The 22,049-nt window shown below is 74.4% G+C and carries 21 protein-coding genes; 17 read left to right on the forward strand and 4 right to left on the reverse strand.

Annotated elements, in window-relative coordinates; genetic code table 11:
* Nucleotides 1-340: 340 nt before the first annotated feature.
* Nucleotides 341-868, reverse strand: a complete 528-nt coding sequence (locus AC07VC_RS15330; protein WP_494675587.1) for a hypothetical protein — start codon at nucleotides 866-868, stop codon at nucleotides 341-343.
* A 219-nt stretch (nucleotides 869-1,087) separates the two neighbouring features.
* Here AC07VC_RS15330 and AC07VC_RS15335 point away from each other — a divergent pair, with 219 nt between their 5' ends.
* From AC07VC_RS15335 to ypfJ, 10 genes are all read left to right on the forward strand, one after another.
* Nucleotides 1,088-2,293, forward strand: a complete 1,206-nt coding sequence (locus AC07VC_RS15335) for an aminotransferase class I/II-fold pyridoxal phosphate-dependent enzyme (protein WP_494675586.1) — start codon at nucleotides 1,088-1,090, stop codon at nucleotides 2,291-2,293.
* Nucleotides 2,294-2,422: 129 nt separating this feature from the next.
* On the forward strand, nucleotides 2,423-3,358 hold the full coding sequence (locus AC07VC_RS15340) for an ATP-binding cassette domain-containing protein (protein WP_317230351.1): 936 nt from the start codon (nucleotides 2,423-2,425) through the stop codon (nucleotides 3,356-3,358).
* Nucleotides 3,355-4,194, forward strand: a complete 840-nt coding sequence (locus tag AC07VC_RS15345) for an ABC-2 transporter permease family protein (protein WP_317230352.1) — start codon at nucleotides 3,355-3,357, stop codon at nucleotides 4,192-4,194. The genes AC07VC_RS15340 and AC07VC_RS15345 overlap by 4 nt, the downstream gene beginning before the upstream one ends.
* A gap of 95 nt (nucleotides 4,195-4,289) precedes the next feature.
* A complete protein-coding gene (locus tag AC07VC_RS15350; RefSeq protein ID WP_494675585.1) occupies nucleotides 4,290-5,534 on the forward strand; it encodes a sensor histidine kinase in 1,245 nt (414 codons plus the stop codon).
* Nucleotides 5,531-6,229, forward strand: coding sequence for a response regulator (locus AC07VC_RS15355; protein WP_317230354.1), 699 nt, complete (start codon nucleotides 5,531-5,533; stop codon nucleotides 6,227-6,229). Before AC07VC_RS15350 ends, AC07VC_RS15355 begins: the two co-directional genes overlap by 4 nt.
* 88 nt (nucleotides 6,230-6,317) lie before the next feature.
* Nucleotides 6,318-6,692, forward strand: coding sequence for an ATP-dependent Clp protease adapter ClpS (clpS, locus tag AC07VC_RS15360; RefSeq protein ID WP_317230355.1), 375 nt, complete (start codon nucleotides 6,318-6,320; stop codon nucleotides 6,690-6,692).
* Nucleotides 6,689-7,204 (forward strand): DUF2017 family protein, encoded by a 516-nt coding sequence (locus AC07VC_RS15365; RefSeq protein ID WP_494675584.1) that lies wholly within the window; start codon nucleotides 6,689-6,691, stop codon nucleotides 7,202-7,204. The genes clpS and AC07VC_RS15365 overlap by 4 nt, the downstream gene beginning before the upstream one ends.
* 89 nt (nucleotides 7,205-7,293) lie before the next feature.
* On the forward strand, nucleotides 7,294-8,307 hold the full coding sequence (locus AC07VC_RS15370; protein ID WP_494675583.1) for an NAD-dependent epimerase/dehydratase family protein: 1,014 nt from the start codon (nucleotides 7,294-7,296) through the stop codon (nucleotides 8,305-8,307).
* Complete coding sequence (locus AC07VC_RS15375; protein WP_494675582.1) at nucleotides 8,304-8,954, forward strand: DNA alkylation repair protein; 651 nt, start codon at nucleotides 8,304-8,306, stop codon at nucleotides 8,952-8,954. The genes AC07VC_RS15370 and AC07VC_RS15375 overlap by 4 nt, the downstream gene beginning before the upstream one ends.
* 75 nt (nucleotides 8,955-9,029) lie before the next feature.
* On the forward strand, nucleotides 9,030-9,938 hold the full coding sequence (gene ypfJ / locus AC07VC_RS15380) for a KPN_02809 family neutral zinc metallopeptidase (protein ID WP_317230044.1): 909 nt from the start codon (nucleotides 9,030-9,032) through the stop codon (nucleotides 9,936-9,938).
* On the opposite strand, the gene AC07VC_RS15385 is transcribed toward ypfJ, so the two are convergent.
* Together AC07VC_RS15385 and AC07VC_RS15390 are read right to left on the reverse strand one after the other, a co-directional pair.
* Entirely contained in the window at nucleotides 9,935-10,156 is a 222-nt protein-coding gene (locus AC07VC_RS15385; protein WP_494676559.1) for a CDGSH iron-sulfur domain-containing protein, read from the reverse strand. The two genes, ypfJ and AC07VC_RS15385, sit on opposite strands and share 4 nt — an antisense overlap.
* Nucleotides 10,157-10,236: 80 nt before the next feature.
* Nucleotides 10,237-11,346 carry an iron-containing redox enzyme family protein gene (locus tag AC07VC_RS15390; protein WP_494675581.1) on the reverse strand — a complete coding sequence of 370 codons (1,110 nt, stop codon included), beginning with the start codon at nucleotides 11,344-11,346 and terminating at the stop codon, nucleotides 10,237-10,239.
* 161 nt (nucleotides 11,347-11,507) lie between these two features.
* On the opposite strand from AC07VC_RS15390, the gene AC07VC_RS15395 reads away from it, so the two are divergent.
* The 5 genes from AC07VC_RS15395 to AC07VC_RS15415 all read left to right on the forward strand — a co-directional run bounded on the left by AC07VC_RS15395 (nucleotide 11,508) and on the right by AC07VC_RS15415 (nucleotide 19,432).
* The gene (locus AC07VC_RS15395) at nucleotides 11,508-12,773 is read left to right on the forward strand and encodes an ROK family protein (protein ID WP_317230041.1); all 1,266 of its coding nucleotides are present in this window, start codon (nucleotides 11,508-11,510) and stop codon (nucleotides 12,771-12,773) included.
* A 206-nt stretch (nucleotides 12,774-12,979) separates the two neighbouring features.
* Complete coding sequence (locus tag AC07VC_RS15400; RefSeq protein WP_104290591.1) at nucleotides 12,980-14,371, forward strand: extracellular solute-binding protein; 1,392 nt, start codon at nucleotides 12,980-12,982, stop codon at nucleotides 14,369-14,371.
* 3 nt (nucleotides 14,372-14,374) lie between these two features.
* The gene (locus AC07VC_RS15405) at nucleotides 14,375-15,373 is read left to right on the forward strand and encodes a carbohydrate ABC transporter permease (RefSeq protein WP_494675580.1); all 999 of its coding nucleotides are present in this window, start codon (nucleotides 14,375-14,377) and stop codon (nucleotides 15,371-15,373) included.
* 80 nt (nucleotides 15,374-15,453) lie between these two features.
* On the forward strand, nucleotides 15,454-16,284 hold the full coding sequence (locus AC07VC_RS15410) for a carbohydrate ABC transporter permease (RefSeq protein WP_494675579.1): 831 nt from the start codon (nucleotides 15,454-15,456) through the stop codon (nucleotides 16,282-16,284).
* A 121-nt stretch (nucleotides 16,285-16,405) separates the two neighbouring features.
* Entirely contained in the window at nucleotides 16,406-19,432 is a 3,027-nt protein-coding gene (locus AC07VC_RS15415) for an alpha-mannosidase (RefSeq protein WP_494675578.1), read from the forward strand.
* Here the strand turns inward: AC07VC_RS15415 and AC07VC_RS15420 are convergent.
* Nucleotides 19,383-19,919 (reverse strand): mycothiol transferase, encoded by a 537-nt coding sequence (locus AC07VC_RS15420; RefSeq protein WP_494724485.1) that lies wholly within the window; start codon nucleotides 19,917-19,919, stop codon nucleotides 19,383-19,385. The two genes, AC07VC_RS15415 and AC07VC_RS15420, sit on opposite strands and share 50 nt — an antisense overlap.
* Nucleotides 19,920-20,020: 101 nt before the next feature.
* On the opposite strand from AC07VC_RS15420, the gene AC07VC_RS15425 reads away from it, so the two are divergent.
* Nucleotides 20,021-20,785, forward strand: a complete 765-nt coding sequence (locus AC07VC_RS15425; protein ID WP_494675577.1) for a hypothetical protein — start codon at nucleotides 20,021-20,023, stop codon at nucleotides 20,783-20,785.
* A gap of 66 nt (nucleotides 20,786-20,851) precedes the next feature.
* Entirely contained in the window at nucleotides 20,852-21,895 is a 1,044-nt protein-coding gene (locus tag AC07VC_RS15430; RefSeq protein ID WP_494675576.1) for an NAD(P)-dependent alcohol dehydrogenase, read from the forward strand.
* Nucleotides 21,896-22,049: the final 154 nt, after the last annotated feature.

Here is a 22,049-nt window from a genome sequence, read left to right on the forward strand (position 1 = left end):
GCATGCCGCCCATCCAGGCACGACCCCCGCCCCGGCAAGCACCCACCATCCGCATCCGCCGCCAACCGGTCCTGCCGGGACACCGGATGCGGCACCACCGGAGGCTGGCCGCTGGGCGCTGCCCGTACCGATCCGTCCTCGTGGTCGGACGACCCCCGGGCTGCGACTCGGGGCTGGATCTCTTGTCCGCGCAAGGCGACGCCTGCCCCGTCGATCGCCCCCGTCGCGCAGGTCCCGCTCCGTCCGGACGACTGACCGCAGGATCCTTCGGCCGCGCGACTGGAGGAGGCCTGACCGAGGACCAGCGCCACGGCGAGCGCATGGACGAACACGAGCGTCCTCAACCGCATGCGTGCACTGCTTCGTTGCGCAGGGACTCGCTGATCCTCCACTCACCATCCGTCGACATGGTCGCCTTCATCTGGAGGGACAAGCGGCTGTCGCGCGACGGCGTCACGTCCTTGCCGTCCGCATCCAGGATGCGGGTCCCTCCGACGTCCAGGCAGGCTTGGGCCACCATGAAGCGTGAACCTCGGTCGTCCGTTCCCCGGTTCGTCACGTCGAACGCCGACATCGTGGCCCTACCCTCGCCGCGCTGCCCCTCGGCCGCTGTCGCATGCATCGAGGCCAGCTCGTCCTCGAGCGCATCGCCGGTCAGAAGGCCGGCGAGGACCTCGTCCGACTCGTCGGCAGGATCCAGATCCACGTAGCGGGAGAAGAGGGTCCGGAAGGCCTCGTCGTCCCTCTGCTCCTGCGACAGCGCCGGAGTCGTGGTGCCCTGCGGGCTCGGCGGCTGCGGGGCAGCGCATCCGCTGAGGACGCATGTCGAGAGCAGGAGGGCGAGCGAGCCGGACAGGACGCCGCTCACCCGCCCGAGTGGATGGCGCGGTCGCTCGTGCATGGTGGTCTCCCCCGGGGCGTGTGGTCTCGCGAGCAGGAGGGGGTGCGGCAGCACCCGGCGTCGCGGTCCAGGAAAGGTAGCCGCGCTCGCGCGACCCTGCGCAGGAGGGTCCACACGGGACGACCGCTCCGGCGGCACGCCCGGTGTGCGGGAGGCGGCCCGCCGTCCGCGGACCATGATGGGCGCATGACGATACCCGGCGCGTGGGTGCGCGCGGCCCGTGGGGCCATGCTGCTCTCCCCCGACGGGACGCCCGGCACCACCGTGTTCGCCGAGATGAGCGCGCTGGCCGCCTCGACCGGCGCCATCAACCTGGGTCAGGGCTTCCCCGACGAGGACGGCCCGAGCGAGGTCCTCGAGGCGGCGCGCGCGGCGATCTCGGCGGGGATGAACCAGTACCCGCCCGGCCGCGGCACCCCCGAGCTGCGGCAGGCGATCGCCGCCCACCAGATGCGCTTCTACGGGATCGCCCTCGACCCGGACACGGAGGTGCTCGTGACCGCGGGTGCCACCGAGGCGATCGCCGCGGCCCTCCTCGCCCTCGTGGAGGAGGGCGACGAGGTGGTGACGCTCGAGCCGTTCTACGACGCGTACGGTGCCCTCATCTCGCTGGCCCGCGGCGTGCACCGCACCGTGCCGCTGCGTGCTCCCGGCTTCCAGCCGCGGCTCGACGACCTGCGCGACGCCATCACCGACCGCACCCGCGTGATCCTCCTGAACGACCCGCACAACCCGACGGGCACGGTCCTCAGCCGCGAGGTCCGGGAGCTCGTGGTGGAGCTCGCCGTCGCCCACGACGTCGTGATCGTCACGGACGAGGTCTACGAGCACCTCCTGTTCGACGCGCCGCACGTCCCGGTCGCCACCCTGGCGGGAGCCCGCGAGCGCACCGTGACCATCTCCTCCGGAGGGAAGACCTTCCGCACCACGGGATGGAAGGTGGGCTGGCTGACGGCGCCCGCGCCCCTGGTCTCCGCGATCCTGGCCGTGAAGCAGTTCCTGACGTTCGTGAACGGCGCGCCCTTCCAGCCCGCCATCGCGACCGGCCTCGCCCTCCCCGACCGGGTGTACGACGGCATCGCCGACGACCTGCGGCACAAGCGCGACATCCTGGCGGCCGGCTTGACGGCGGCCGGCTTCCGGATCCACCTGCCCGCGGCCGGCTACTTCATCGTGGCCGACGCCGCGCCGCTCGGCTTCGCCGACGCCCGGGAGCTGTGCCTGCGGCTGCCGTCCCTCGCCGGCGTGGTCGGCGTGCCCCTCTCCGCCTTCTGCCATGCCCCGCTCGCGGCGGAGCATGCCTCGCTCGTGCGCTTCGCGTTCTGCAAGCGGATCGACGTGCTCGAGGAGGCCGCGCGGCGCCTCGGCGCCCTGGCGCCCGGGACCGCCTGACCCGGCACCCTGGTACCAGGGCCGTCCGCCGGTGGGGGCCGGAAGGGGGACGCATCGCCGGGGAGGCCGCCCCTAGCGTTGGTCTCGCGGGCGCTGGGTCCGCACACCCATCCTGAGGAGGCAGCGCGCATGATCGTCGCTGAGAACCTGACCAAGCGCTATGGCGCGAAGACCGCCGTGGACGGCGTGAGCTTCACCGTCCAGCCGGGCATGGTGACCGGATTCCTCGGTCCGAACGGCGCCGGGAAGTCCACGACGATGCGCATGATCGTCGGTCTGGACAGCCCCACGAGCGGATCGGTCACCGTCAACGGCCGCCGCTACCGCGACCTGCAGGCGCCGCTGCACGAGGTCGGCGCGCTCCTGGACGCGAAGGCGGTGCACACGGGCCGCAGCGCCTTCAACCACCTCCTCGCGATGGCGGCCACGCATGGCATCCCGCGCTCGCGGGTCGACGAGGTCATTGAGATGACGGGCCTGCAGCCGGTCGCCAAGAAGCGCGTGGGGGGCTTCTCCCTCGGCATGGGGCAGCGCCTCGGCATCGCCGTCGCACTCCTGGGGGACCCGCGCACGCTGATCCTCGACGAGCCTGTCAACGGCCTCGACCCGGAGGGCGTCCTCTGGGTGCGCAACATCACGCGCTACCTCGCCGGCCAGGGTCGCACGGTGCTCCTGTCCTCGCACCTCATGAGCGAGATGGCGCAGACCGCCGACCACCTCATCGTCCTCGGCCGGGGACGCGTGCTGGCCGACGCGCCCGTCGCGGCCGTGGTGGCGGGTGCCACGAGCGGTCTCGTCCGCGTGCGCTCCCCGCACGCCGACCGGCTGGGCCAGGCGGTGTCGCGACCCGACGTCGTGGTGACGAGCGTCGAGCGCGACGTCATCGAGATCACGGGCCTCTCGGCCGCGCAGGTCGGCGACGCCGCCCTGTCGGCGGGCGTCGTGCTGCACGAGCTCACGCCCGTCTCGGCGTCCCTCGAGGACGCCTACCTGTCGCTCACGCAGGGCGACGTCGAGTACCACAGCGCCGCAGTCGGCACGACCGAGCAGGAGACCGCACGATGACCGCCACCAGCACCCCCTACGCACCCGCCCCGGTGGCCACGGGCCGTCCCACGCTCTGGCGCCTCATGCGCTCCGAGTGGATCAAGCTCCGCACGCTGCGCTCCACCGTCTGGTGCTTCGCGCTCGTCTTCCTCCTCCTCGCCGGGTTCTCGGCGCTCTTCACCCCGTTCGTCGTGGACCAGCTGGAGGACCAGCTGGGCCTCCCGGGGCTCCCGGCCGCCGACCTGCTGGTGTCCGTCGGCCTCAGCGGCGTCACGCTCTCGATGCTCGTCGCGGGCGTGCTCGGGGTCCTCGTGATCAGTGGCGAGTACTCGACCGGCATGATCCGCTCGTCCTTCAGCGCGGCACCCCGGCGTCTCGGCGTCATCGCCGCGAAGGCGATCGTGTACACGCTCGTGACCTTCGTGGTCACCGCGATCGCCGTCGCCGTGGCCCTCCTGATCGCCCGTGCGTACTTCGCCGCCGCCGGCGCCGAGGTCGACGTCCTCGACGGCGGGTTCCTGCTGTCGGCCCTCGGCGGCGTGCTCTTCGTCGTGCTCATCGGGCTCATGGGCTTCGGGTTCGGCCTCCTGCTGCGCAACGGCGCGGCCGGGATCGGCGCCCTCGTCGGCCTCGTCCTCGTCGTGCCCATCGTCGGCCAGCTGCTCGGCGGCGTGCTCGACTGGGTCCGCGACCTTGAGCCGTACTTCCCCCTGAGCGCGGGCAACCGCCTCTACAGCGGCGGCAACGGCGCTCCCGGGGAGATGGAGTTCTGGCAGGCGCTGCTGGTCATGCTCGCGTGGGTCGCCGTGATCCTCGTCCCCGCCGTCGTGCTCGCCCGGAAGCGGGACGCCTGATCGACGCGGACCGGAGGGCGCCGTCGGGCGCGGCGGACACCGCCGCGCCCGACGGCGTCCGCCTGCCGACCCCGCCCGGCGCGGTCCGCGGGTGGATGGCCCGGCATCCGCGGACGGTCGACGCCGTCATCGCGGTCCTGTTCACCTGGGCGTCCCTCGCCGGCGTCGCCGTCAGCGACATCCGCTCCGACCTCCCCGGGGCCGTGGTCGTGCTCGTCGTCCTGTCGCTCGGCGTGGGCACGGCGCTGATGCTCCGCCGCAGCCGACCGGTGACCGTGCTCGTCGTGAGCGGGCTCGGCACGGCGGCCTCGGCTCTGATCTCCGGCACCTTCGACTTCGGCGCCCTCCCCCTCGCGCTCTACGCCGTGGCGGTCCACGGATCCTCGCGTCGCGCATGGCTCGGGCTCGGCGGGTCCGCGCTCCTCGCCGCCGTCGTCGTGCCCACCACGGCGCGCAGCGGGCCGCTCGACCTCTCGGTCGCCTCGATGCTGGTGTTCAGCCTCATCCCCATGCTCATCGCGACGCTCATCGGCACGAACGTCGGCGGACGGAAGCGCTACGTGGAGGCGCTGCGGGACCTCGCGGTGCAGCTCGCCCGCGAGCGCGACCAGCAGGCGCGGCTCGCGACGGCGGCCGAGCGCACCCGCATCGCCCGCGAGATCCACGACATCGTCGCCCACGGGATCACGGTCATGGTCACGCTCGCCGACGGCGCGGCGGCCAGCGCCGTCACCCGTCCGGAGCTCGCCCGCGACGCCATGCGCGAGGTCGCGGACGCGGGCCGGTCGTCGCTCTCGGAGATGCGCCGCATGCTCGGCGTGCTCGCCGAGGAGCCGGCCGCCGGCGATGCGACCCCTCCCTCCCTCCGCGCCCCGCAGCCCGGGCACGCCGACCTGGCCGCCCTCGTCGACTCGTTCCGGTCGACCGGCCTGCCCGTCCGCTTCACCACGACGGGCACGCCGCCGGAGGACCCGGGACGCCAGCTCGCCGTGTTCCGCGTGGTGCAGGAGTCCCTGACCAACGCGCTCCGGTACGCGCCGAACGCCGAGCGCGTCGAGGTCCGGGTCGACCACGGGCCCGACCGGATCACCGTGGAGGTCACCGACGACGACCGCACGGGTCCCGTCGTGCCGCCCGTCCCCGGCAGCGGGCGGGGCCTCGTCGGCGTCACCGAGCGCATGGCCGTCTACGGCGGCACCGCGTCCGCCGGGCGTCGCGCGACCGGAGGATGGCGCGTGCTCGCGACGATGCCGGGCGGCTCGCACGACCTGCGCCCGGGCGACCCGACCGCAGCCCGCGACCCGCACGACACCCGCCCCCGGATCCAGGAGGACCGATGACCGACAGCCGCACCCCCGTCCGCGTGCTCATCGTGGACGACCAGGCGCTCGTGCGCATGGGCTTCCGCATGGTGCTCGACGCCGAGCCCGGGATCGCGGTGGTCGGCGAGGCGGCCGACGGCCGGGCCGCCGTGGCGCGCACGGGCGAGCTGGCGCCCGACGTCGTGCTCATGGACGTGCGCATGCCCGGCATGGACGGCATCGAGGCGACCGCCGAGATCGTCGCGCGGCACCCGGCGACCCGCGTCATCGTGCTCACGACCTTCGACCTCGACGAGTACGCCTTCGCGGGGCTGCGCGCGGGCGCGAGCGGTTTCCTCGTGAAGGACACCCGGCCCGAGCACCTCATGCAGGCGATCCGCGCGGTGGCCGACGGCGACGCCGCCATCTCCCCGCGCGTGACACGGCGCATGATCGAGCTCCTCGGATCCGCGATGCCCGCGGCGGGCAGCGCGGCCGGCACCGGGGAGGGCGCGGCCGACCCGCGCCTCCGGCCGCTGACCGCGCGGGAGCTGGAGGTGCTCACGGCGCTCGCCGAGGGGCTCACCAACCAGGAGATCGCCGGGCGCCTCTACCTGTCCGAGTCGACCGTGAAGACCCACGTGGGGCGGGTGCTCGCGAAGCTCGACGTGCGCGACCGCGTGCAGGCCGTGATCCTCGCGTACGACTGCGGGCTGGTGCGTCCGGGTGCGTGACGGGACGCCCTCGGGGTCGTGGAGCGGCCGTCCGGCGCGAGAGGATGGGCAAGCCGGCCGCACGCCGGGACGACCCGTCAGGAGCGCTGTGACCACGACCGCCGCGGACGCGCGCCTCGCCCGCTCCGCCCCCGCCGCGCGCCGGGCCGCGGATCCGCCCGCGGGAGACCCCGGAGCCGGCACGAGCACGGGATCCGACACGGACCTCCTCGAGCGCTCCGCCACCCCGCCGGTGTGGAGCTGCGTGGTCTGGAACGACCCCGTGAACCTCATGACCTACGTCTCCTACGTCTTCCGCAGCTACTTCGGCTTCCCCCGCGAACGGGCCGACGAGCTGATGCTCCGCGTGCACGAGGACGGACGGGCCGTGGTCGCGACCGGGATCCGCGAGGAGATCGAGCGCCACGTCCTCGCGATGCACGGATACGGGCTCTGGGCCACGCTCGAGCGGGTCGACGCGTGAGGGCCTTCCGCGCGCGTCCCGACGGGACGGTCGCCGCGCACCTGGAGCCGCACGAGGTCGCCCTGCTCCGCGGCCTCCTCGGCGAGCTGCGCGGCATCCTCGACGCGGGCGCCGCCCCGGGCGGCGCCGAGGACGGCGGGGCGCCCTCGCCCGTCGCCGAGCGGCTCCTGCCGGACGCGTACCCGGACGACGCCGAGGCCTCCGCGGAGTTCCGCCGCTTCACCGCGGACGACCTCACCGAGGCCAAGGCCGCGAACGCGACGACCGTGGAGGCGACGCTCGCCGAGGCCGATGCGCGCGGAGCCGGGCGGCGCGGGCTCCTGGTCGTGCTCGACCCCACCGGAGCGCAGGCCTGGCTCCGCACCCTCAACGACCTCCGGCTGGCGATCTCCGTGCCGCTGCGGATCGACGAGGCCGACGGCTGGCGTGACCGCGCGCCCCGCGAGAGCGCCGGCCTCTACGACTGGCTCACGTTCGCGCAGGGCTCGCTGATCGAGGCCGTCGACCGCTGACCCGGCGACGCCCAGGCCCCGGCGAGCATGATGGAGGGGACCCGCGGACACGCCGGCCCACCGGGTCCCGTCCGCAGGAGAGGAGCAGCATGCGCGTCGTCGTCATCGGAGCGACCGGGAACCTCGGGACCGGGGTGCTGCGGCGCCTCCACGCCGCGGGGGCCGAGATCGTGGGCGTCGCCCGGCGCATGCCCGACGCCGCGCTCGAGCCCTACTCCCACGTGACGTGGCGGCTCGCCGACATCGGCGCCGCGGGCGCCGTCTCCGGGCTGGCCGCGACCATGCGCGGCGCCGACGCGGTGATCCACCTCGGCTGGGCGCTGCAGCCCAACCACCGCGAGCGCGTGATGCACCGCACCAACGTCATCGGCACGGCCCACGTGCTCGCGGCCGTCGCGCAGGCGGGTGTGCCCCAGGTGGTCGTGGCGTCCTCCGTCGGCGCCTACAGCGCGGCGCCCAAGGACCGTCCGCGAGACGAGACCTGGCCCACCGGCGGCATCCACACCTCCCACTACTCGCGGCACAAGGCCGAGAACGAGCGCGCCATGGACGCCTTCGAGGCAGCGCACCCCGAGGTCGTGGTGACGCGCATGCGACCCGGGCTCGTGATGCACGACGAGGCGGCGGCCGAGATCGCCGCGCTGTTCCTCGGCCGCTGGATCCCGACGCGCTGGCTGGGCCTCGCCACGCGGACCCCCGTGCTGCCGCTCCCCCGCGAACTGGTGTCGCAGGTCGTGCACAACGAGGACGTGGCGGACGCGTTCTGGCGGGCGGTGGAGCGCCGCGCGCCCGGCGCCTTCAACATCGCCGCGGACCCGGTGGTCGACCCCGCCCTGGTGGGGCGCCTCCTCGGGGCGCGCGTCGTCGCCGTGCCGCTGCCGGCCCTCCGCGCGCTCGTCTCCGCGAGCTGGCGCCTCCGCGTGCAGCGGACGGACCCGGGATGGATCGACATCGCCGCGAACGTGCCGGTCATGTCGACGGCCCGCGCCCGCGAGGTGCTGGGATGGGTCCCGGCGCACCCCGCGGAGGACGTCCTGGCCGAGTTCGGACGCGCGTTCGTGCACCGCACCGGACGCGACGGCTCGGCACCGCTCGCCGGATGAGCGACGACGCCGACTTCGTCGCCGCGGCCCTCGAACGCGAGGGCGCGTGGTACCGCGCGGAGGCCGAGCGGGAGCGACTGCGGAGCGACCTCGGGTTCGTCGGCGCATCCGTCGGCGCGGTGCGCGGCACCGTGCGGGACCTCGGCCGCCGCCGACCGGGCATGACGCGGGACGAGGCGGTGGCGCTCGCCTCCGAGCTGTGGCGCTCGCGCGTGTACGAGATGCGGCTCGCGGCCGTCGTGCTGCTGCAGGAGCACGTGGCACGGCTCGACAACGGCGACCTCACCCGCATCGAGGGCTTCGTGCGGGACGCCCGCCTGCGGGACCTCGTGGATCCGCTCGCCCTCGACGTCGTGGGGCCGCTCGTCGAGCGGCTGGCCGGCGCCGGGAGGACGCGCGCCGACGCGGCGCTCGACCGCTGGGCCGGCGAGCAGGACGTGTGGCTCCGCCGTGCCGCGCTCCTCGCCCCGTCGCGGCCGCTGCGCGCCGGCGGCGGCGACTGGGACGGGTTCCTGCGCCGCGCCCGCACGGCGCAGGCGGCGCCGCGGGGCGGGCACGACGTGGTGCGCGAGGCGGTGGACCGCGTGCGCGACCTCGTGCGCGCGACGCGGCCCGACCTCGCCGCGGTTCCGGTCCCGGGCGGCTGAGCGGCCGCGCCGTCGACGGCTCGGCCCGCATCCGCCCGGCACCCCGCGGAGCCCCGCCGCCGGTACGGTCGGCTCATGACCTTCGACGACGACGCCCGGATCGACAGCAGCAAGGTCACGCGCCGCCGCGGCCGCGGACGGACGACAGGCATCGCCGCGGGCGGGGGCGGGCTGCTCGTGGTGGTCGCCGTGATCCTCGTGCAGCAGTTCACGGGCGTCGACCTGTCGCAGCTGGTCGGCGGCGCGGGCGGCAGCGGCGGATCCGGGTCGTCAGGCCAGCAGGACGAGGCAATCGAGGGCTGCACGACGGGCCGGGACGCCAACGAGGACGTCGAGTGCCGGATGGCGGGCGCCGCCGACTCGCTCGACACCTACTGGACCACGGCTGCCGCCGAGGCCGGCGTCGCCGACTACTCGCTCCCCGGCTTCGCCCTGTTCGACGCCGCCACGAGCACGGGCTGCGGCGACGCGACGAGCGCGACGGGGCCCTTCTACTGCCCGCCCGACCGCAGCCTGTACCTCGACACGACGTTCTTCGACGAGCTGCGCACGCGGTTCGACGCCACGGGCGGGCCCCTCGCGCAGATGTACGTCGTCGGGCACGAGTGGGGCCACCACATCCAGCAGCTCTCCGGGGCGTTCGACCGCGCCGACCGCTCGGGCACCGGGCCCGACTCCGACTCCGTGCGCCTCGAGGTGCAGGCGGACTGCTACGCCGGCGCCTGGATCGGCGCGGCCGCCGAGGTGCGCGACGACAGCGGCCGCGCGTTCCTCGAGCCCGTGACGGCCGCGGAGGTCGCCGACGCGCTCGACGCCGCGGCGGCCGTGGGCGACGACCGGATCCAGGCCTCCGCGGGCGGAGCGGTCGACCCCGACACCTGGACCCACGGATCCGCGGAGCAGCGCCAGCGCTGGTTCGAGACCGGCCGCGCCGGCGGCCCCGCCGCGTGCGACACGTTCGCCGTGCCGGGCGCGGAGCTCTAGGGCGTCCCCGGCCCCGGCCCCGGCTCGTCGGCGGGCGCGGGCGGATCCGTGCGGAACCCGACCAGCCGGTGCGTGCCGTCGCAGTAGGGCTTGATCGACGAGACCCCGCAGCGGCAGAGCGCGACGGTGCGGCGGGTCCGCGGGACGGGCCGCCCGGCCGGGTCGACGATCTCGAACTCGCCGCGCACGAGCAGCGGGCCGTCGGGGTAGGCGATGATCCGCGGGGGCTCGGTCGCGGCGGCGCGCGGACCGGCCGGACCCGCGTCCCGTGCCTCGCCGTCGTGCCCGCCGGTGGGGATCACGCGGCGCTCGCCGTGCCCGCGGCGTCCGTCGCGGCCGTGGATCCGGGACGCAGCGAGGAGCGTCCCGCCTTCCAGCTGGAGAGCACGTGCGCTCCCACCCAGCCCTCGACCTCGAGGCACGCCGCGGCGCCGAACATGACGTCGTCGAGCAGGTGGGGCTCCGACTCCACGAGGCCGCCCGCGAGGTCGTGCGCCGCGATCTGCTCGTGCACGGCGTCGGCCTCCACGTGCTCGTCGTAGTACCAGGCGACGTCGTCGCCGAAGCCGAGCCGGCGGATGCCCGCCGCGTACAGCCGGCTCGGGACGCTCGAGGTCATCTCGAACGCCGCGAGGTGGCCGACGATCGCGCCGCGCAGGCGGCGGTGCAGGCCGAACAGCGACATGGCGTTGGACGACGCGAGCGTGACCGCGGGCACGTCGTCGAGGTACGCGCCGTAGCCGTCGCGCAGGCCGACCCCGCGGAGGGTGGCGCCGAAGATGGTCGCGTGGACGCGCTCCGGGCGGCCGCCGCCGTACTCGTCGGCCTGGATCTCCACCAGCGCGGCCTTGGCGCGGCCGCGGAGCCGCGGGATCGCCCAGGAGTGCGGGTCGGCCTCCCCCAGCGTGTAGATCGAGCGCTGGACGAGCAGCTCGCGCAGCTGCTCCGCGCTCGCCGTGCGCGCCACGTACCGCGACAGCGACGGGCCGGAGTCGGCCGACGTGAGGGCGAACAGCGCGGCGGCGACGCCCGCGGACGTGGGCTCGGGGCGCTCCGGGACGGGGACGCGCTCGCGGAGGGCGGCCTCGAACGCGGCCTCGAGGATCCCGCGGACGGCGATGAGCCGCGGGTCCCACTCGCGGCCGTCGTCCACCCCGGCGAGTCCGGCGTGGTGCAGCTCGTAGAGGCAGGAGAGCGCCAGCTGGACGTCGTCGTCGCGGACCACGTCGTCCGTCGCGGCGAGCGCCTCCGCGGCCAGGCCGGCGAGGTCGGGGGCCGTCGCGGCGGCGCGGTCGCCGGGGCCGAGGAGGTCGGCGATCAGCGCGCGGCTGAGGGGCCCGCGCGCGGCGGGGACGGGGGACGGGTGGGTGCGGGACGCCTCGTGGGCGGCGGCGAGCAGATCGGTCATCTGCCGAGCCTCCTCCGCGCCCCGGCGGCCCGGCCGGGCGTGTCGCGGGGTCCGCCGGGAGCGGTAAGGGATCGCGGCGACGACGGGGCCGGGTCGCCGGATCCGGGATACTGCGGGGAGCCCCGCGCGCGATGCGCGGCGACCGGTGCGAGGAGGTGCCCATGCGACGCGGCACCAACCTGCCCGCCATCGGCGGATACAACCGCACGGTGGTGCTCGACGCGGTCCGCCGGGCCGCCGACGGCGCCAGCCGCTCCGAGGTCGCCGAGCGCACCGGCCTCAGCGCCCAGACCGTGACCAACGTCACGCGCCGCCTCATCGACGAGGGGCTCGTGCGCGAGGGCGGCACCGTGATCCGCGGGCCCGGCAAGCCCCGCACCCTCCTCCACCTCGTGGCGGACGGGCGGTTCGCGGTGGGCGTGCACGTGGATCCGGCCGTCATCACCTCCGTCCTCCTGGACCTCGAGGGCACGGTCCTCCGGCACGTGAGCAGCCCGACGCCCTCCGCCTCCCGGCCCGACGAGGTGGTGGCGCTCGTGGCCCGGCTGGTCGACGGCCTCATCGCCGACGCGGGGGTCGATCGCCGGGCGGTGCTCGGGGTGGGGCTCGCCGCGCCGGGTCCCATCGACGTGGGCGCCGGGCTGGTGCTGGACCCGCCGATGCTCCCCCTCTGGCGGCACGTGCCCCTCCGCCAGGCGCTCAGCACCGCGACCGGACTGCCCGTGCTCCTCGAGAAGGACGTGACCGCGGCGGCCGTGGCCGAGCTGTGGTTCGGCACGGGCGACCGGCGGCACCTCGCGTTCGTGTACTACGGCACGGGCTTCGGCACTGGGCTCGTCCTCGGCGGCGAGCCGGTGCGCGGCGCGAGCTCCAACGCCGGCGACGCCGGGCACATCATGGTCGCGTCCCGCGGACGGCGCTGCACGTGCGGGCGCGTCGGGTGCGTCGGCGAGCTGATCACGCCGCACGCCCTCGTGCGCCAGGCCGTGGAGGGCGGCGTGCTGACGTCCGCGGACGTGTCGGACGCGGCCCTCGCGGAGGCGGCGGCGAGCGGCGACGCCGTCGACATGCGCCTCATCGGCGAGGCCTTCCATGCGCTGGCGGCCCGTGCGGACGCGGAGGACGGCCCGGCGCGGCGGATCGTCGAGGCGGCGGCGCGGCACCTCGCGCACGCCATCGTGATCCAGGTGAACCTCCTCGACGTCGACGAGGTCGTCTGCGGCGGGCCGTTCTGGCACCCCATCTCGCGGCTGGTGCTCGAGACGCTGCCCGAGGAGGTGCGCCGGTCCCCGGCGCTCATCGCCAAGCACCCCGTGCGGGTGGTCGAGTCGGCGGTCGGCGAGGACGTCGCCGCCGTGGGCGCCGCGTGCCTGGTGCTCGACAACGCGTTCTCGCCGCGCCCGTCGGCCATGCTCATCCGCGCCTGACGGGCTGCCCGCACCGCTCCCCCGGCCGCACCGCTTTCCAGCCCGCACCGCTCCCCCGGCCGCCGCGACGCCGCGGCTGTCCTCCTCGCGCACCGTCACCGGATCGTCACCAGGATGTCTTGACATGGATTAGTCCATACGTTTGGCTAACCCTCGACGACCGGCGATGACGCCGACCGTCCGAGCCAGTGGAGCAAGGGAGCACCATGTCGAACCATCTGCCGCACCGCAGGACGCGAGCACGCATCCTCTCGATCACGGCGGCATCCGTCGCCGCCCTCCTCCTCGCCAGCGGCTGCTCCGGCGGCGCGGGCGGCGGCGACGACGGGAAGACCATCAAGGTCGCGTACCAGAAGTTCGGGACGTTCACCCAGATGGACGCCCACATGAAGGAGACCGCGAAGACCTTCGAGGCCGCGAACCCCGGCATGAAGGTCGAGTTCGTGCCCATCGCCGCGCAGAACGACGACTACTTCACGAAGCTCGCGCTGATGAACCGCTCGGCCTCGACCGCCCCCGACGTGATGTACGAGGACACCTTCAAGGTGAAGTCCGACGCGGCCGCCGGCTACCTCCTCCCCCTCGACGACCAGGTCGCCGGCTGGGAGGACTGGGACATGTTCTTCGACTCCGCCAAGGAGGCCGGCGTCGGCGAGGACGGCAAGGTCTACGGGATCCCCATGGGCACCGACACCCGCGCCCTCTGGTACAACAAGGACCTCTTCGCCCAGGCCGGCCTGCCCGTGCCGTGGGAGCCGAAGACGTGGGACGACGTGCTCGACGCGGCGAAGACCATCAAGGCCGAGCTGCCCGACGTGGTGCCCATCAACGTCTACTCCGGCAAGCCGCAGGGCGAGGGCGCTACGATGCAGGGCTTCGAGATGCTGCACTACGGCACCCCCACCGGCACGCTCTACGACGAGTCCACGAGCAAGTGGCTCACGGGGTCGCAGGGCTTCATCGACTCGCTCGGCTTCATCGAGGACGTGTACCAGGGCGGCATCGGCCCGAAGCCCGAGGAGGCGCTCGACACGAACATCTCCACCATCGTCGGCGGCGAGTGGCTGCCGCAGGGCAAGCTCGCGATCGACCTCGACGGATCGTGGCTGAGCGGCACCTGGCTCGAGACGGGCACGAACCCCTGGCCCGAGTGGAGCGACGTGATGGGCCAGGCGCCCATGCCCACGCAGGACGGCGCCGCCCCCGGCGCGGTGAGCATGTCCGGCGGCTGGACCCTCGCGGTCGGCGCGAAGACGGCGAACCCCGACAAGGCGTTCGAGTTCATCGCCGACGCGCTCGACAAGGAGGGATCGCAGTCGTACGACATCGCGGCCAGCCAGATCGCGGTGCGCAGCGACGTGGCCGAGGACCCGGAGTACGTCTCCTCCAACCCGACGTTCGAGTTCTTCTCCTCCATCGTCGACGTGACCCACTTCCGCCCCGCGACCACCGACTACAGCCGCATCTCCAATGCGATCACCGTCGCGATGGAGTCGGTGATGACCGGCCAGCAGTCGCCCGAGGAGGCCGCGGCCGCCTACGACGACGCGCTCGTCGGCATCGTCGGCCAGGACGGGACGCAGAAGGCCGAGGACTGATCCGTGTCCACCATCGCCCCCGTCCCGGTGGGCCCCGACGCCGACGTGCGGGGCACCGACCGGCGGGGTGCGGCGGGGTCGGGGCCGGGGTCGGGCGGACCGTCGCCGGTCCGCCCGGGCCGGGCCCGCGCCCGCGCGCTCCGCACCGGGGCGCGCACCATCCCGCTGCTCCCCTCCATCGTCCTGCTCGCCCTGTTCCTGCTCGGACCGGTCATCTCGAGCCTCTACGGCTCGTTCACCGACGCGTCCCTCACGGGGTACGCCGCCGGCGGCGCGCAGTTCATCGGCTTCGACAACTACACGGCCCTGTTCGCCGACCCGGACTTCCCCAAGTCGGTGCTCCTCACGCTCGCGTTCGTGTTCTTCTCCGCGGTCGTCGGGCAGAACGTCGTGGGCCTCGGCCTGGCGCTGCTCATGCGGCAGGGCAACCGCGTCGTGCGCGCCGTCGTGGGCACCTTCGTTATCGCGGCGTGGGTGCTCCCGGAGATCGTGGCCGCGTTCGCCGCCTACGCGTTCTTCAACGACGAGGGCACGCTCAACACGATCCTCGGCTGGTTCGGGATCCAGGGCGCGAACTGGCTGTACGGCCTGCCGCTGCTGTCGGTGATCCTCGCGAACGTGTGGCGCGGATCCGCCTTCTCGATGCTCGTCTACGCGGCGGCCGTGCAGGAGGTGCCGCCGGAGATCACGGAGTCCGCCGAGGTGGACGGCGCGACCGGCTGGCAGCGGCTCGTCTTCATCACGCTGCCGGTCATCCGCCGCAGCATCTCGACGAACCTGATGCTCACCACGCTGCAGACGCTCTCGGTCTTCACCCTCATCTTCGTGATGACGGGCGGCGGCCCGGGCACGAGCAGCTCGACCCTGCCGATCCTCGCCTACCAGGAGGCGTTCCAGTTCTCGCAGCTGGGCTTCGGCACCGCGATCGCCACGATCATGCTCCTCGTGGGAGCCGTGTTCTCGGTGATCTACATCAGGGCCCTGCGCCCGGAGGTGGACTGACCATGGCCGTGACCACAGCGATCCCGGCACCCGCCCGGGCCTCCCGCGCACGGAGGTCCCCGCGGCCGCCCGGCACGCGCATGACCTCCCCGAGCGGCCGCGTGATGCGGGCGGTCGCGAACGGCGTGCTGGTGCTCGTCGCCCTCTGCTTCGCCGTGCCGCTCGTGTGGCTGGTGCTCGCGTCGTTCGACCCGTCGGCCACGCTGTCCGCGAAGGTGCCGGACGAGTTCACGCTCGACAACTTCACCGCCGTGCTGACGCCCGAGATCTCGTTCATCCCGCTGATGAACAGCCTCGTGCTCTCCGGCGGCTGCGCGGTCGTGACGGTCGTCGTCGCGATCCTCGCGGCGTACCCGCTGTCGCGCTACCGGATGCGGATCAACAAGCCGTTCCTCTACGGCATCCTCTTCGGCACGTGCCTGCCCATCACCGCCATGATGGTGCCCGTCTACAGCCTGTTCGTCACGCTGGACCTCATCGACTCGATCGGCGGCACGGTGTTCTTCCTCGCCGCCACGAGCCTGCCGATGGCCATCTGGATGGCGAAGAACTTCATGGACTCGGTGCCCATCTCGCTCGAGGAGGCCGCCTGGACCGACGGCGCGTCGATGATGCGCACCCTCACCCACATCGTCGTGCCGCTCATGCGGCCGGGGATCGCGGTGGTGTTCATCTTCGTGTTCATCCAGGCGTGGGGGAACTTCTTCGTCCCCTTCATCCTGCTGCTGAGCCCGGACAAGCAGCCGGCCGCCGTGAGCATCTTCAACTTCTTCGGGCAGTACGGCTCCGTCGCGTACGGCCAGCTCGCCGCGTTCTCGCTCGTCTACTCGGTGCCCGTCATCGCGCTGTACGTGCTCGTCTCGCGGACGCTCGGCGGCTCGAACGCGCTCGCCGGCGCCGTGAAGGGCTGACTGGCCCGCGCATCCACCCGCACCACCACCGCACCACCCGCCGCGCGGACGCCGACGCCCGCGCGGCGCACGCTGGAGACACCCGTCCGCGGTCCGTCCGCGCCATCGTCAGGAGATGACCATGCCCCTCACCACCGCCCTCGCCGAGGCCCGCGTCGCGCGCTTCGTGGTCGACCGCCTCACGCCGAACGTCTACCGGCGCCGGATGCCCCTCACCATCGAGGCGTGGGACGCACCCGGCGAGCCGGTGCCGTTCGCCGAGGCGATCCGCCAGGAGTACCGCCCGTTCGCGGTCGGCACCCCGTGGAGCCGGGCATGGGGCACCACGTGGTTCCACGTCACCGGCACGGTGCCCGAGGACGCCGGCGCGGAGGGCACCTCGCTCGAGGTCCTCGTCGACCTCGGCTTCAGCGACCGCCAGCCCGGTTTCCAGGCCGAGGGGCTCGTGCACCGGCCCGACGGCAGCGTCGTGAAGGCCATCGAGCCGTACAACGGGTACGTGCCGCTCGAGGCGGTCGGCCAGGGCACGGCCCCCGGCACGACGATCGACCTGTGGATCGAGGCGGCGTCGAACCCGGACGTCGGTGGCAACGACTTCTACGGCGAGACCCCGCTCGGCGACCCCGCCACCGCGGGCGACGACCCCATCTACACGATGCGCACCCTCGACCTCGCGTGGCGCGACCTCGCCGTCTACGAGCTCGACCGCGACGTCTGGACGCTGCAGGGGCTCCTCGGCCAGCTGGATCCCGCCTCCTCCCGCCGGGTGGAGATCCTGTCGGCGCTCGAGCGGATGTGCGACGCCGTGGACCCCGACGACGTCGCGGGCACCGCCGCCGCCGGACGCGAGGTGCTCGCGCCCGTGCTCGCGGCGCCCGCGCACGCGAGCGCCCACCGCGTCACCGCCGTCGGCCACGCCCACATCGACTCCGCGTGGCTGTGGCCCGTCCGCGAGACGCGGCGGAAGGTCGCCCGCACGTTCTCCAACGTCCTCGCGCTCATGGACGAGGACCCGGACTTCGTGTTCGCCGCGTCCAGCGCCCAGCAGTACGCGTGGCTGAAGGAGGACCACCCGCAGCTGTTCGAGCGCCTCCGTCAGCGCGTCGCGGAGGGGCGCTTCGTGCCCGTCGGCGGCATGTGGGTCGAGTCGGACACGAACATGCCGGGCGGGGAGGCGCTCGTCCGCCAGCTCGTGCAGGGGAAGCGGTTCTTCCTCGAGGAATTCGGGATCGACAACCGCGAGGTGTGGCTCCCCGACTCCTTCGGCTACACGGGCGCGCTCCCGCAGATCGTGCGGGGCGCGGGCGCCGAGTACTTCTTCACGCAGAAGCAGTCGTGGAACGAGACCAACACGATGCCGCACCACACGTTCCTGTGGGAGGGCATCGACGGCACCCGGATCTTCACCCACTTCCCGCCGGTGGACTCCTACAACTCGGACCTGTCGGCCGAGGACCTCGCGCGCGCCGAGCGCCAGCACGCCGAGAAGGCCGTGAGCAACGCCTCGATCGTCCCCTTCGGCTGGGGCGACGGCGGCGGCGGGCCCACCCGCGAGATGACCGCGGCGGCGCACCGGACGCGGGACCTCGAGGGGTCGCCGCGCGTGGAGCTCGGCACGCCGCTGTCGTTCTTCGACCGGGCGCGGGCCGAGATCCGCGACCCGCACGTGTGGTCGGGCGAGATGTATCTCGAGTTCCACCGCGGCACCTACACGTCGCAGGCGCGCACCAAGCAGGGCAACCGGCGCAGCGAGCACCTGCTGCGGGAGGCCGAGCTGTGGCTCGCGCAGGCGGCCGTGCGGGACCTCGTCGCGTACCCCTACGACGAGCTGGACGCGCTGTGGCGCACGGTGCTGCTCCTGCAGTTCCACGACATCCTGCCCGGCACCTCCATCGCCTGGGTGCACCAGGAGGCGGAGCGCGAGCACGCCCGCGTGCAGGGCCGGCTGCGGGAGCTCGTGGCCGAGGCGCAGCGCGCGCTCGCCGGGTCGGGCGACCGGCGGATCGCCTTCAACGCGGCCCCCGTCGACGCCCGGGGCGTCGGCGCCCTGTCGGCGGCCCCGCTGCGGGACGACGACGACGCGACCGCCGCGGTGGCGGACGGCGACGGCTGGGTCCTCGACAACGGCCTCGTCCGGGCGCGCTTCGACGCGGACGGCACGGTCTCGTCCCTCGTCGACGCGGCGTCGGGTCGCGACCTCGTCGCCCCCGGCCAGCGCCTCGGCCTGCTGCAGCTGTTCCGCGACACCCCGAACCAGTGGGACGCGTGGGACATCGACGACGCCTACCGCCGGAACCGCACCGACCTCACCGACGTCGCCTCCATCCGGATCGACGGCGCGTCGCTCGTGGTCGAGCGCGCGTTCGGCTCCTCCCGCGTCACGCAGACGTGGACGCTGCCTGCGGGCGAGCCCGAGCTGCAGGTCGTCACCGACGTGGACTGGCACGAGCGTCAGAAGCTCCTGAAGCTCGCGTTCCCCCTCGACGTCCACGCCGACCGGGCCGCGTCCGAGGTGCAGTTCGGCCACGTGCAGCGGGTGACGCACGCCAACACATCGTGGGAGACCGCGCGCTTCGAGACCGTCGCGCACCGCTGGGTGCACGTGGGCGAGCCCGGTTTCGGCGTGGCCGTCGCGAACGACGCGACCTACGGCCACGACGTGACGCGGATCCCCCGCCCCGACGGCGGCAGCGCGACCCTCGTGCGCCAATCGCTCCTCCGCGCGCCCGTGTTCCCCGACCCGCACGCCGACCAGGGCCGGCACGTGCTGCGCTCCGCGGTGCGCGTCGCGCCGGACGTGCTCGACGCCGCCGACGCGGGCTACCGGCTGAACCTCCCGGTCCGCGAGGTCGCGGGCGACCACGGCGTCGCGCCGCTCGTCACGTCGTCGAACCCCGCCGTGGTGGTCGAGGCGGTCAAGCTGGCCGAGGACCGCTCGGGCGACCTGGTCGTGCGGCTGTACGAGGCGCGCGGCGGCCGGGAGCGCACGGTCGTCCGGGTCGACCCCGACGCCGGGCTGGGCGCGGCGCACCGCACGGACCTGCTGGAGCGGCCGGTCGACGGCGCGTCCGCCCCTGCCGCGGGCGAGCCGGTCGAGCTCACCCTGCGGCCCTTCGAGATCGCGACCCTGCGGTTCGCCCGCCGGTAGGCGCGAGCGACCGCGACCGCGACCGCGGCGGCGGGGAGCCTCCGGTCAGTCGACCGGCGGCAGCCCCGCCGCCGCGCGCGCGATCCGCTCGGTGCGCGCAGCGTGACGTCGCCCGCCCCGCCCGGCCCCCACGGGACCGTCCCCGCCGTGTCCAGCGGGAGCGCGCGGAGCGTCGCCTCGGCGTACGCTGCCACGCGCTCCGAGAGCGCCACGATGCCGGCGCGCGACTCCTCGTCCGTCGCGCGCATGTCGGCGTTCGGCGGGGCGTCCTGGTCCATCCCGCGAGCCGCTCCGGGAACGGACGGTCGAGGATGGCGCCCAGGTAGCCGGACTCCACGCCGGCCGCGTGCTCGACGAGGCCGAGCAGGTTCGACGCCGTCGGCACGAGGGGGCGTCGGACGTCGTGCTCCGAGAGCCCGTCGGGCTTCCACACGAGCGCCTCGCGCGCGAGGCGGAGGTGGCGGAGGTGGCGGAGGAGATCGTCCACGGGACCCGACGGTCACCCGGACGGGGGCGGCGCCGATCCCGGGCACCTACGCCGGGGACGGGGAGGATGGAGGCGGGCAGACGCCCCGACGAGAGGGCCGCATGACCGCCGACGACACGACCGCCGACGCCGCCGCATCGGCCCGGCCTCCCGCGCAGGCCGCGCGCGCCGCGCCCGAGGATCCCGGGCACGGGCGTCGCCGCCTCGCCCGCATCGGCGCCCGGGCGCTCGTCGCGTGGATCGCCGAGGTCGTGACCCCGCGCCGCCGGCTCCTGGCGCTCGGCGCCGGCGTCGTGGCGGGCACCTCGATGGCCCTGCTGATCCAGCCCGTGCTCGCGCGCGCGGACGGCGAGGCGACGTCGGCGGCGGCCGCCGTGCTGCTCGGGATCATGGTCGGCGCCGCCGTCGCGATCGTCCCGGTGTCGGTCTGGCTCACGCGCGCGATCCGCCGCCACCCGTCCGTCACCGGGTCGCACCCGTCCTGGCGCGACTCCGCGCTCCTCGACCGCGCCGTGGACGCCCGCGGGCGGGTGACGCTCGAGCCCGGGACCGCGGAGCGCGTCGCGACCGAGTCCCGCCGCGCCATCGCCTCGGCCGCGGTCGGCGTGCCGGGCGCCGTCGTCATGGGCGTGCTCGTGCTGGTCGGCGCCCCGGCCTACGCCGTCACCCGGGACATCGGGATGCTCGGCTGGTTCCTCCCGGTCTACGCGCTCCTCTCCGTCTCCGGGCTCTGGACGTCGGCGCGCACGGCCGGCCCCATGGCGCTCCTCCGCGACGCCGCGGACGCGGAGCTCGCCCTGCCCGAGTCCGAGCGCCCGCCGGCACCGCCTCCCCCGGCGCCGCCGCACGGCAGCCGCCTCCCCTGAACGCCGTCCGTCGCGGGTGCGGCGACACGCGCGGACGTTCCCTCACATGACGAATACGGTGGGTGGATGAAGGCACTCCAGTACACCCGCATCGGATCCCACCCCGAGGTCGTCGAGATCGAGAAGCCGACGCCCGGCCCCGGCCAGGTCTTCCTCCGCATCACCGCCGCCGGCGTCTGCCACTCCGACGAGTACGTCATGGGCCTGTCGGAGGAGGAGTACCGCGCCGCCGGCTACCCGCTCCCCCTGACGCTCGGCCACGAGGGCGCGGGCGTCGTCGAGGAGCTCGGCGCCGGCGTCGAGCACCTGTCCGTCGGGGACGCCGTCGCCGTCTACGGGCCCTGGGGCTGCGGACGCTGCCACCCCTGCGCCGAGGGCCGCGAGAACCACTGCGAGAACGCCGCCGCCGAGGGGATCCAGCCTCCCGGGCTCGGCGCCCCCGGCGCGATGGCGGAGTACATGATCGTCGACGACCCCCGCCATCTGGTGCCGCTCGGCGACCTCGACCCCGTCGCGAACGTCTCCCTCACCGACGCCGGCCTCACCCCCTACCACGCCATCAAGACGTCCCTCCCGAAGCTCGGCGCCGGCACGACCGCCGTCGTCATCGGCACGGGCGGCCTCGGGCACGTCGGCATCCAGATCCTCCGCGCCCTCAGCGGCGCGACCGTCATCGCCCTCGACGTGGACGACGAGAAGCTCGAGCTGGCCCGGCACGTGGGCGCGCACCACACCGTCATCAGCGACGCCGACGCCGCCGACGGCATCCGCGCCATCACCGGCGGGCGCGGAGTGCAGGCGGTGTTCGACTTCGTCGGCGCGGCGCCGACGATGGCCACCGCCGTGCAGGTGGTCGAGGCCGGAGGCGACGTCACGATCGTCGGGATCGGCGGCGGGTCCGTCGAGCTCGGCTTCGGGCGCATCGCGTTCGACGCCGCCGTGCGCATCCCCTACTGGGGCAGCCGCTCCGAGCTCATCGAGGTCCTCGACCTCGCGCGCTCCGGCCAGGTGACCGTCGAGACGCAGCGGTACTCGCTCGACGATGCCCCGGACGCCTACGCGGCGCTGGCCGCGGGCCGCGTCCGCGGCCGCGCGGTCATCGTGCCGTAGCCGCCCAGCAGCCCGTAACCCGCGGCAGGACGGGGCCCTGTCGCGGATCGACAGCGACACGCCGCCCGCGCTGTGAGTCTCCCTGGTGCGATGCGGGAGCGGCTGTGGGAGTGTGAGTCCTGGTTGCCCCAGATCCCCGGCCGCCTGCGTCGTG

It is taken from the genome of Clavibacter sp. GW821-FHT01D01, from assembly GCF_059422605.1.

Excerpts from the sequence above, each read along its gene's own strand:
- AC07VC_RS15335 (WP_494675586.1), top strand. The coding sequence starts at position 1,088 with ATGACGATACCCGGCGCGTGGGTGCGCGCGGCCCGTGGGGCCATGCTG.
- ypfJ (WP_317230044.1), top strand. The coding sequence starts at position 9,030 with ATGACCTTCGACGACGACGCCCGGATCGACAGCAGCAAGGTCACGCGC.
- AC07VC_RS15370 (WP_494675583.1), top strand. The coding sequence starts at position 7,294 with ATGCGCGTCGTCGTCATCGGAGCGACCGGGAACCTCGGGACCGGGGTG.
- AC07VC_RS15430 (WP_494675576.1), top strand. The coding sequence starts at position 20,852 with ATGAAGGCACTCCAGTACACCCGCATCGGATCCCACCCCGAGGTCGTC.
- AC07VC_RS15375 (WP_494675582.1), top strand. The coding sequence starts at position 8,304 with ATGAGCGACGACGCCGACTTCGTCGCCGCGGCCCTCGAACGCGAGGGC.
- AC07VC_RS15425 (WP_494675577.1), top strand. The coding sequence starts at position 20,021 with ATGACCGCCGACGACACGACCGCCGACGCCGCCGCATCGGCCCGGCCT.
- AC07VC_RS15395 (WP_317230041.1), top strand. The coding sequence starts at position 11,508 with ATGCGACGCGGCACCAACCTGCCCGCCATCGGCGGATACAACCGCACG.
- AC07VC_RS15415 (WP_494675578.1), top strand. The coding sequence starts at position 16,406 with ATGCCCCTCACCACCGCCCTCGCCGAGGCCCGCGTCGCGCGCTTCGTG.
- AC07VC_RS15390 (WP_494675581.1), bottom strand. The coding sequence starts at position 11,346 with ATGACCGATCTGCTCGCCGCCGCCCACGAGGCGTCCCGCACCCACCCG.
- AC07VC_RS15350 (WP_494675585.1), top strand. The coding sequence starts at position 4,290 with ATGGCCCGGCATCCGCGGACGGTCGACGCCGTCATCGCGGTCCTGTTC.
- AC07VC_RS15345 (WP_317230352.1), top strand. The coding sequence starts at position 3,355 with ATGACCGCCACCAGCACCCCCTACGCACCCGCCCCGGTGGCCACGGGC.
- AC07VC_RS15400 (WP_104290591.1), top strand. The coding sequence starts at position 12,980 with ATGTCGAACCATCTGCCGCACCGCAGGACGCGAGCACGCATCCTCTCG.
- AC07VC_RS15410 (WP_494675579.1), top strand. The coding sequence starts at position 15,454 with ATGACCTCCCCGAGCGGCCGCGTGATGCGGGCGGTCGCGAACGGCGTG.
- AC07VC_RS15355 (WP_317230354.1), top strand. The coding sequence starts at position 5,531 with ATGACCGACAGCCGCACCCCCGTCCGCGTGCTCATCGTGGACGACCAG.
- AC07VC_RS15340 (WP_317230351.1), top strand. The coding sequence starts at position 2,423 with ATGATCGTCGCTGAGAACCTGACCAAGCGCTATGGCGCGAAGACCGCC.